The 10,516-nt window shown below is 58.2% G+C and carries 9 protein-coding genes; 7 read left to right on the top strand and 2 right to left on the bottom strand.

The window, feature by feature from the left end; translation table 11 throughout:
- Both VK725_RS12105 and VK725_RS12100 read right to left on the bottom strand, forming a co-directional pair.
- Nucleotides 1-720 (bottom strand): IclR family transcriptional regulator (locus VK725_RS12105; protein WP_325318309.1); only part of this gene is annotated, 720 nt, incomplete at its 3' end.
- 12 nt (nt 721-732) lie between these two features.
- Nucleotides 733-1,965: an acyl-CoA dehydrogenase family protein gene (locus VK725_RS12100; RefSeq protein ID WP_325318308.1), complete on the bottom strand. Its 1,233-nt coding sequence runs from the start codon at nt 1,963-1,965 to the stop codon at nt 733-735.
- Between the two features lie 264 nt (nt 1,966-2,229).
- On the opposite strand from VK725_RS12100, the gene VK725_RS12095 reads away from it, so the two are divergent.
- From VK725_RS12095 to VK725_RS12065, 7 genes are all read left to right on the top strand, one after another.
- Nucleotides 2,230-2,961: a 2-phosphosulfolactate phosphatase gene (locus VK725_RS12095; RefSeq protein WP_325318307.1), complete on the top strand. Its 732-nt coding sequence runs from the start codon at nt 2,230-2,232 to the stop codon at nt 2,959-2,961.
- A complete protein-coding gene (locus VK725_RS12090; RefSeq protein WP_325318306.1) occupies nt 2,958-4,019 on the top strand; it encodes a phosphotransferase in 1,062 nt (353 codons plus the stop codon). The genes VK725_RS12095 and VK725_RS12090 overlap by 4 nt, the downstream gene beginning before the upstream one ends.
- A gap of 61 nt (nt 4,020-4,080) precedes the next feature.
- Nucleotides 4,081-6,162, top strand: a complete 2,082-nt coding sequence (locus tag VK725_RS12085) for a 3-hydroxyacyl-CoA dehydrogenase NAD-binding domain-containing protein (RefSeq protein ID WP_325318305.1) — start codon at nt 4,081-4,083, stop codon at nt 6,160-6,162.
- Nucleotides 6,163-6,210: 48 nt separating this feature from the next.
- Complete coding sequence (locus tag VK725_RS12080) at nt 6,211-7,389, top strand: acetyl-CoA C-acyltransferase (protein WP_325318304.1); 1,179 nt, start codon at nt 6,211-6,213, stop codon at nt 7,387-7,389.
- A gap of 7 nt (nt 7,390-7,396) precedes the next feature.
- Nucleotides 7,397-9,223, top strand: coding sequence for an acyl-CoA dehydrogenase (locus tag VK725_RS12075; protein WP_325318303.1), 1,827 nt, complete (start codon nt 7,397-7,399; stop codon nt 9,221-9,223).
- A gap of 27 nt (nt 9,224-9,250) precedes the next feature.
- Nucleotides 9,251-10,030, top strand: coding sequence for an SDR family oxidoreductase (locus VK725_RS12070; RefSeq protein WP_325318302.1), 780 nt, complete (start codon nt 9,251-9,253; stop codon nt 10,028-10,030).
- Nucleotides 10,027-10,516: SDR family NAD(P)-dependent oxidoreductase (locus tag VK725_RS12065; RefSeq protein ID WP_325318301.1), on the top strand; the 490-nt coding region annotated here is incomplete at its 3' end. The genes VK725_RS12070 and VK725_RS12065, both read left to right, overlap by 4 nt.

Genomic DNA, 10,516 nt, shown 5'->3' with positions numbered 1-10,516 from the left:
ACGACCGCTGCAGTTGAAAGCAAGGATTCGGCTGCGATCGGCTGATACCAGCGGCACACCGACAGCGAAGACATCCGGATTCCAGTCGCCCAATGAAAAGCAGAAACCGTAGTTCTCATAGTCCTGCCGTGCTTGCACGATACCGGCGCGGATCTTGGGCCAAAGAGCCGGATCGCAGTCTTGTTTCAGGTCATCCATGTACTGATCGAAGTACTTCTGCGGACGTACGGCGAGGTCGGCGCGCCCCAGTGCGCTGGAACCGTGCGGCACCGGCGCGCCAGGCTCGAGCTTGAGATGGAACGTGGCGTCGCCCTGACACACTTCCAGCACGAACATCCGTCGGCCATCGCTGGTACCTAGCATCACGGCGGCTTGGGTGTACTCGGCCAGTTCACGCATCAGCGGACGCGCGATCGACAGAATGTCGTTGCTCTTCATATAGGCGTGGCTCAGCGACAGGATCGCCGGGCCCAACGAATATTTTTCGAGCGGGGAGGAGTATTCGAGATATCCCAACGCCGATAGCGTGAAGGTCATTCGCGACACAGTCGGCTTCGGTAATCCAGTACGACGTGCGATGTCCTGATTGCCCAGGTACTGTTCGCCGAATTCAAAACAGCGCAGGATCGAGAACGCCCGCGTGACCGCGCTGACGAATTGCGGATGGTCCTCCCCGATGGGTTGGAGAAACGTATCTGCTTTGCGTTTTGGATTTCCCATGCCTGCTTGCCCTTATTGAGTTGTCTGCGCGTGGTAACGCGCTAGCTCCAGTCGCGCGATAGTGCCGCGGTGGACTTCATCCGGTCCATCGGCAACGCGAAGCGAACGGATTCCGGCGTAGGCAAAGGCCAGGGGGAAATCCTGACTAACACCGGCGCCGCCATGGGCCTGGATCGCCCAGTCGATGATCTGACATGCCATGTTCGGTGCCACCACTTTGATCATGGCGATCTCTGCGCGTGCCACCTTGTTGCCGACGGTGTCCATCATATACGCGGCTTTGAGCGTAAGCAGGCGTGCTTGCTCGATCATGCAGCGCGCTTCGGCGATGCGTTCGTGCCAAACCGAGTGATCGCCGATGCGCTTGCCGAAGGCCACGCGCGACTGCACCCGTTGGCACAAGAGTTCGAGGGCGCGTTCGGCGATGCCGATGGTGCGCATGCAATGGTGGATGCGACCGGGCCCCAGTCGCCCTTGCGCGATTTCAAATCCACGACCTTCGCCGAGCAACAGGTTGCTGGCCGGTACGCGCACATCACGCAACTCGATTTCCATGTGTCCATGCGGGGCGTCGTCGTAGCCGAACACCGAAAGAGGGCGCAATATCTCGATGCCGGGCGTATCGGCCGGCACCAGGATCATGGATTGTTGTTGGTGAGTCGGGGCATCCGGGTCGGTCTTGCCCATGACGATGTACAGCGTGCAGCGTGGGTCGCCGGCACCGGAAGAAAACCACTTGCGTCCGTTGATCACGTAATCGTCGCCGTCGCGGCGGATCGAGCACTGGATGTTGGTAGCGTCGGACGAAGCCACCGCCGGCTCTGTCATCAGGAACGCCGAGCGGATTTCCCCGGCCAGCAACGGTTCCAGCCAGCGGTCCTTTTGCGCTTCGCTGCCGTAGCGCTCGATGGTTTCCATGTTGCCGGTGTCGGGCGCGGAGCTGTTGAACACCTCGGCCGCCCAGGGCACGCGGCCCATGATTTCGCACAGTGGCGCATATTCCAGGTTGGATAACCCCTGCGGCGCGCGCGGCGACTTTGGCAGAAAAAGATTCCACAGGCCCAGTTCGCGGGCACGAAGCTTCAGTTCTTCGATCACTCGCGTTGGCACCCATGCATTGCCCGCGTCGCGATTGGCCTGAACTTCTTGCAGGTAGCGCGCCTCATTGGGGTAGATGGCATCGTCGAAAAATCGCGTCAGTTCGACGCACAGCGCTTCCACTTTTGGGGAATAGGAAAAGTCCATCGATGCCTCTATCCGTTGGGCGGCCCTCATGTTTCATTATATGAAACTATGTTTCGCCGATATGCAGCGATGGTAGACGCGAGTTCTGCCTAGCGCAAGCACTGGAATTCGGGCCATCCACGATGCAAAGCAGCATTTTTTTGTGCGATCAGATGTCTTGCTACGGCCCGTGAGTGTGGGCTAGAGTGTTTCGAAATACAGAAATAAGTTTCATTAGATGAAACTAAAATCGAACCGAAGCCATTAGTCGCTCCAGCGGAAGCCATGCCGAAACTTCACGTACTACTAAAAAGGGAAGAGATCGATCCCGCTCGACTGGAGGGCAAAGTCGTCGTAGTACTGGACGTATTGTTCGCAACGACCACCATCGTGCATGCGTTCTCCCAAGGCATCGCCGGCATCTACCCGGTACGTCATCGCGACGATGCCGTGCGCGTCGCCGGGCAGGTGGGTCGTTGCTTGCTTGCGGGCGAATATATGGGACGGATGATTCCCGGTTTTGCGCCTGCTACGCCGCTAGCCCTCGCGGCGCATGCGCACGCCAACCATGCGCTGGATGGCGGCGAGATGGTTTATTGCACGATGAATGGCACGCAAGCACTCGTCGCGGTCGCACAGGCTCCGCATGTCTATGTCGGCGCTTTGACCAATGGCAAGGCGTTAGCTGCGCTCGTGTCGATGCAACATCCTGAAGCCCCCGTACTTATCGTTTGCGCGGGGACACTGGACCGATTCAATCTGGAAGATTTTCACGGTGCCGGTCATATCGTCGCGCACCTGATGAAAATCGGCAGCTACGCCTTGACCGACGCCGCGCATGCGGCACTGCACGCCTATCGAGGCTGCGACTCGCGCACGGCGCTATATACCGCGCGTGTTGGTCAAATCATGCAAAGCGAGGGTTTTGAGGATGAGGTGGACTATGCATCCCAACAAGACATCATCGACGTCGTGCCGACGCTAGTCGGCGGACGCCTGGTGAGGGCAGTTGCATGAGTAATGCCGCCGCCAACGCGAGCGATATGCCATTGCCGTTCGATGCAGCGACGTTGGAAAGCTATCTGGCAGTGCACATCGAGAGCTTCCAAGGTCCCATTTCGATCACGCGCTTCAAGGGTGGCCAATCCAATCCCACTTATCTGCTTGAAACGCCGGGGCATCGTTATGTGCTCCGCACCAAGCCGGCCCCACGTTCGAAGTTACTGCCATCTGCACACGCCATCGAACGCGAGTTTCGCGTGCAATCCGCGTTGGCCGGTAGCGATGTGCCGGTGGCGCGCATGTATTGTCTGTGCGAAGACGAATCCATTATCGGCCGCGCGTTCTATGTAATGGATCACGTAGAAGGACGCATCTTTTGGGATATGTCTCTTCCCGATGTCGAACCCGTCGAACGTGCCGCGTTGTACGACGAACTCAATCGCGTCATCAGTGCATTGCATCGGGTGGATCCAAACGCCGTGGGGCTTTCTGGCTACGGCAAACCGGGTAACTATTTCGCACGGCAGATCGAGCGCTGGACCCAGCAATACGATGCCACCCGCACCGTCGCAATCGATGCGATGGATCGTCTGATCGAGTGGCTGCCCGCGCACATTCCTGCCGATGACGACGTGGTGTCGTTGGTACATGGCGATTACCGCATCGACAACGTGATTTTCCACCCGAGCGAGCCGCGCATCCTGGCGGTGATCGATTGGGAGTTGTCGACCTTGGGTCATCCCATGGCTGACTTCGCCTATCACGTGATGAGTTGGTATGTCTGCCCTGGCTTGTTGCCCGGATTGGCGGGATTGGATCTAGCTGTTTTGGGAATTCCGAGTGTCGCCGCTTATACCCACGCATATGAGTGTCGCGGCGGCCGCACCGCGCGCGGCGAATGGAACTTCTATCTCGCGTACAACTTGTTCCGGATAGCGGCCATTCTGCAGGGTATTGCCAAACGTGCACAAACCGGAACGGCCAGCAATCCGCGCGCGGCCGAATATGGCCGTCATGCAGAGCCACTGGCCGAGCTGGGTTGGACGTTTGCGCAAAAGGTCGGCAATCCATGATCTACCGTCCACTAAGAACAGATCGCCTTGACGCGATCGATATGTAAACACAGGAATAAAAATGTCTGTCAAATACGAAGTCCGCGATGGCATTGCGATCCTCACGATGCAAAATCCGCCGATCAATGGCCTTGGCTTGTCGACACGGCGTGGTCTGATGGAGTCGCTGCAGCAAGCGTTGGACGATGCACAAGTAAAAGCCATCGTAGTGACAGGTGGTGCGCGTGCTTTTTCTGGCGGTGCGGATATCCGCGAGTTCGGTACACCTGATCTGGTTCGCGAACCCATCCTAAATACGGTGATTGCTGCATTCGAGAACAGCAAGAAACCGACCGTTGCAGCCATCGAAGGGCTCGCTCTGGGCGGTGGGTTGGAGCTGGCTCTTGGTATGAATTATCGCGTGGTGAATCCGCGCGCGCAGATTGGGCTGCCGGAGGTAAAGCTTGGCATTCTTCCCGGTGCAGGCGGTACGCAGCGATTGCCACGTGCGGTCGGACTTGAAACGGCGTTGAACATGATCGTCTCCGGCGAGCCGGTAGTCGCCGGAAAACTTGCGGAAACCAAGCTTTTCGATCGCGTCGTCGAGAGCGACACGTTGCACGCAGCGATCGCCTTTGCACGTGAGGCATCGGCGTCCGGTGAGTTGCCTAAGGTGCGCGATTGGAACATCGGGCATGCCAACGCCGAAGGTTTTCTCGGCTTCGCGCGTACCGCCGTCGCTGCGGCATCAGCCAATTATCCTGCGCCGTTGAAATGCGTAGATGCCATTGAAGCAGCGGTAAAACAGCCCTTCGACAAAGGCATCGAGGTCGAGCGCGAAATCTTCGCCCAGCTGATCAACACGCCGGAATCGAAAGCGCTACGGCACGGCTTTTTCGGCGAGCGCGCAGCCAGCAAGATTGCCGACATCGGCGCTGACGTCCCCGTGCGCGAGATTGGTCGCGTCGGCGTGATTGGTGCGGGCACCATGGGTGGCGGTATCACCATGAATTTCCTCAACGCCGGTTTGCCAGTCACCTTGCTGGAAACCAAGCAGGAGGCGCTGGACCGCGGTATCGCCACCATCCGAAAAAACTATGAGAACAGTGCGAAGAAAGGCAAGTTGACCGCGGAACAGGTCGAGCAGCGCATGGGGTTGATCACGCCGACGCTCTCTTACGACGACCTCAAGCAAGCCGACCTGATCATCGAGGCGGTGTTCGAGGAATACAGCGTCAAGCAAGCGGTGTTCACGCAACTCGATGCCATTGCCAAGCCCGGAGCGATCCTGGCCAGCAATACATCGACACTCGATGTCGACCGCATCGCCGCGTTCACCACACGTCCGCAGGATGTGTTGGGCACGCATTTCTTCAGCCCCGCCAACGTCATGAAATTGCTGGAAGTGGTTCGCGGCAAGCAAACCGCCAAAGATGTGCTCGCCACCGTTATGCAACTCTCGAAAAAAATCGGCAAGACAGCCGTCGTTTCTGGCGTTTGCGACGGTTTTATCGGCAACCGCATGATTGAGCAATACGGCCGCCAAGCTGGATTTTTGCTGGATGAAGGTGCGCTGCCGCAGCAAGTGGATCGCGCCATCGAAAAGTTCGGTTTCGCCATGGGCCCGTTCCGCATGGGCGACTTGGCAGGCAACGACATTGGTTGGGCAATTCGCAAACGACGTGCGATCGAAAAGCCCGACATGACTTATTCAAAAACAGCCGACCTCCTGTGTGAACTCGGCCGCTATGGGCAAAAGACCGGTTCTGGTTGGTACGACTACAAGCCCGGCGACCGCACGGCGTATCCGTCGCAGCAAGTCAACGAAATGGTTGTGCAACATTCGAAAGATATCGGTGTGACACGTCGTGTCATCAGCGATGAGGAGATTGTCGAGCGGTTGGTCTATGCGTTGGTGAACGAAGGCGCGCATATCCTGCAGGAAGGTATCGCTGCAAAAGCCTCCGATATCGACGTTGTTTACCTCGCTGGCTACGGGTTCCCGATCTGGCGCGGCGGCCCGATGTTCTATGCCGACAGCGTTGGCTTGTACAACGTCTTGGCGGCGATGCGTCGTTATGCAAAAGGCTACGTAGGAAAAGCGTGGGAACCCGCACCGTTGCTGGTGCAACGGGCCGAAGCCGGCAAGTCGTTGAACGACTGAACACCGCGAACGAATAAATCCACCTCCGCATTCGACCGAGACATCACCGTGAAAGAAGCCGTCATCGTTTCCACCGCACGCACCGGATTGGCCAAGAGCTGGAAGGGCGCACTCAACATGACCCATGGCGCGACCATGGGCGGGCACGTCGTGCAACACGCCGTTGCACGCGCGGGCATCGACCCGGCTGAAGTTGAAGATGTACTGATGGGTTGCGCATGGCCTGAGAGCGCCACGGGCAGCAACATTGCGCGGCAGATCGCGATTCGTGCCGGTCTTCCAGTGACCGTGTCCGGTGCAACCGTGAACCGCTTTTGTTCCTCCGGCTTGCAAACCATCGCCATGGCTGCGCAGCGCGTGCTCGCAGGCGAGGGCGATATTCACGTTGCCGGCGGTGTCGAAAGCATTTCCTGCGTGCAGAACCAGATCAATCAACACATGTTTGTCGAAGGCTGGTTGCAACAGCACAAGCCGGAGCTGTACTGGCCGATGTTGCAGACCGCGGAGAACGTCGCCAAGCGTTATGGCATTTCGCGCGAGCGCCAAGATCGCTACGGTGTCGAAAGCCAGCAGCGTGCCGCGGCTGCGGTGACTGCCGGAAAGTTCAACGATGAGATCGTGCCGATTACGGTACTGGCCGGCGTGGCCGATCCACAGACGCGGCAGTTGCTGACGCGCGAGGTCACCCTGGCGGCTGATGAAGGTATTCGCGCGGATACAACCTACGAAGGCGTTTCTAAAATCCGTACGGCCGTTCCGGGTGGCGTGATCACCGCAGGTAATGCCAGCCAGTTTTCCGACGGTGCTTCCGCTGCAGTCGTAATGGACAGCAAATTGGCCGAACAGCGCGGGATCAAGCCACTAGGCATCTTCCGCGGTTTCGCCGTGGCCGGTTGTGAGCCGGACGAGATGGGCATAGGCCCGGTGTTTGCCGTGCCGAAGTTGCTCAAGCGCGCTGGTTTGAAGGTCGATGACATCGGCTTGTGGGAGTTGAATGAAGCGTTCGCGGTGCAGGTGTTGTACTGCATGGATACGCTGGGCATTCCGCACGAGCGCATCAATGTCAACGGTGGTGCGATTGCAGTCGGTCATCCCTACGGTGTCAGCGGTGCGCGGCTGGTCGGACATGCCTTGTTGGAAGGCAGGCGTCGTGGGATCAAGTACGCGGTCGTGACCATGTGTATTGGTGGCGGGCAAGGCGCCGCCGGTTTGTTTGAAATCGCCTGAGCCGCCTATGAACTCCTTGCTTATCTCGCGCCGCGATATCGAATTCCTGCTGTACGAATGGCTGGATGTGGATTCGCTCACGCGCGCCGGACGCTATGCGGACCACAGTCGCGAAACCTTCGATGCGGTACTAGATACGTGCGAGCGCATCGCGACTGAAATGTTCGCGCCGCACAACCAGAAATCCGATCAACACGAGCCGCATTTCGACGGTGAAGCTGTCCGCGTCATCGATGAGGTGAAGCCCGCACTTCAGGCATTCGCCGATGCCGGTTTGATCGCCAGTACCCAGGATTACGCTGTCGGCGGCATGCAGCTTCCCATGGTCGTGAACATGGCGGGGCTGAGTTATTTCTACGCAGCCAATGTCGCGACGAGTTCTTATCCGTTGCTGACCATCGGCAACGCAAATCTGTTGTTGGCGCACGGTAACGAAGCGCAGGTCGACACCTTTGCCAAGCCGGAATGGGAAGGCCGTTACTTCGGCACGATGTGCTTATCCGAGCCACAGGCGGGATCATCGCTGTCCGATATCAGTACGCGCGCCGATTACGAATGCGAATCGAAATACGGTCCGCAATATCGTGTGACCGGCAACAAGATGTGGATTTCCGGCGGCGACCACGAGCTGTCCGAAAACATCGTGCATCTGGTGCTGGCGAAAATTCCTGGTCCAGATGGGAAGCTGATTCCCGGCGTCAAGGGCATTTCCTTGCTGCTCGTGCCCAAATACATCGTCAACGACGATGGCACGCTTGGCGAGCGCAACGACGTACAACTGGCCGGCATCAACCACAAGATGGGTTATCGCGGCACGGTCAATTGCCTGTTGAATTTTGGCGAGGGCGGACGCTACCGCCCGCAAGGCAAGGGCGGGGCAGTGGGCTACTTGGTGGGCGAGGCGCATCAAGGTCTGGCTTATATGTTCCACATGATGAACGAAGCACGCATCGGGGTTGGCCTTGGTGCCGTGGCATTGGGCTACACCGGCTACCTCCACGCTTTGGAGTACGCGCGCAACCGTCCGCAAGGTCGCCCGATAGGCGTCGACGGAAAAGATCCCTCCAGCGCGCAGATCCGCATCATCGAGCACGCTGACGTAAAGCGCATGTTGCTGGCGCAGAAATCCTATGTGGAAGGTGCTCTCGCTTTCAACTTGTATTGCGCGCGATTGGTCGACGAAGCGCAGATCGCGGCCGATTTGGACGAGCGCGCGAAACTGACGATGTTGCTCGATATCCTGACCCCTATTGCCAAGAGCTGGCCGGCGCAGTGGTGCCTGGCCGCCAACGATCTGGCCATCCAGGTACACGGCGGTTACGGCTATACGCGCGACTACAAGGTAGAGCAGTTTTACCGCGACAACCGGCTCAATCCCATTCACGAAGGCACTCACGGTATCCAGGCGCTGGATTTGCTGGGGCGCAAGGTGGTGATGCGCGACGGAGCGGCGTTCAAGTTGTTTGCAGATCGCGTGTCGAAAACCATTGCGAAGGCCAACGAGAACGAAAATCTGGTCGGTTTTGCGACAGCGCTGCAGGTGCGTCTGCGACGCCTTGCGGACGTAACGCGCACGGTGTGGACCGCAAACGATCCCACGCTCACGTTGGCCAATGCCAGTATCTATCTCGAGGCGTTTGGCCATATTGCCATCGCATGGATCTGGCTGGAACAAGCCATCGTGGCGGAAACGCGTAGCAGCGATTTCCATGAAGGCAAGCGCAGTGCCGCACGTTATTTCTTCCACTGGGAGCTTCCCAAAGTCGATGCGCAACTCGATCTGCTGGCCAGCCTGGATAGCACCACGCTGGACATGCGGGATGCTTGTTACTGATGCCCATTCCATATTCCGAGTGCCGATATGCTCGATAAAAATATTTTCGATCTCACCGGAAAAACCGCGCTCATTACCGGCGGCTCGCGAGGTCTTGGTTTGCAGATGGCCGAGGCACTAGGTAGCTATGGTGCAAAACTGGTGCTCTCCGCACGCAAGGCGGACGAATTGCAGCAGGCTCAGGCGCACCTACAAAAGTTGGGTATTGATGCGGACTGGGTAGCTGCCGATGGTTCGAAGGACGCCGATATTGCTGCACTAGCGGATGCCGCGTTAGAGGAACTGGGTCACATCGACATTCTGATCAACAACGCCGGGGCGAGCTGGGGCGCGCCGGCAGAAGATCATCCGGCGGAGGCGTGGGACAAGGTATTCAATCTCAATATCCGCGGTTTGTTCCTGCTCACGCAACAGATCGGCAAGCGATCGATGATTCCGCGTCACTACGGGCGCATCCTCAATATCGCATCGATTGCCGGTCTGCGTGGCAACCCACCGGGCGGGATGCAGACGATTGCCTACAACACCAGCAAGGGCGCGCTGGTGAATTTCACTCGCACGTTGGCGGGTGAGTGGGGTAGGTACGGCATCACGGTCAACGCATTGGCGCCTGGCTTCTTCCCCTCAAAAATGTCGCAGGTGCTGATCAAAACCCTGGGTGAGGAAACCTTGATCGGTAACTCGCCGCTGCAGCGCCTGGGCGATGATGAAGATCTGAAGGGCGCTACGCTCTTGTTTGCATCGGATGCAGGCAAGCACATCACAGGACAAATCTTGGCGGTCGATGGCGGTTGGAGCGCAGTATGAATGACTTCGCGGGTAAGATCGCGGTCATCACCGGTGCGGGTTCAGGCTTCGGCCGTGAGTTCGCACGTATCGGTGCAGCGCATGGCATGAAGTTGGTGTTGGCTGATATCCAGGCCGATGCGCTGGAGCAAACGCGTGTCGAGCTCGAAGCTGGGGGCGCGCAAGTCATCGTACGTGTGCTGGACGTTTCCGACGGCGCACAAATCGAAGCACTTGCTGCCGCATCGATGGAAGCCTTCGGCGGCGTGCATCTGTTGTTTAACAATGCAGGCGTCGCTACGTCCGGCTTGGTTTGGGAAAGCAGCGTACGCGATTGGGAATGGACGTTGGGCGTAAACCTGTGGGGTGTGATTCACGGTGTGCGCGTATTTACGCCACTGATGCTGGCTGCCGCTAAAGCCGATCCCAGTTATCGCGGCCACATTGTCAATACGGCATCGATGGCGGGCTTGGTAAACCAACCCATTCTTGGTGCCTATAACGTTT

This window comes from Dyella sp. (assembly GCF_035486915.1).
Classification (GTDB): Bacteria; Pseudomonadota; Gammaproteobacteria; order Xanthomonadales; family Rhodanobacteraceae; genus Dyella_B.
The sequence above is the reverse complement of the archived record's forward strand: the minus strand, read 5'-3'. Positions and strand labels throughout refer to the sequence as shown.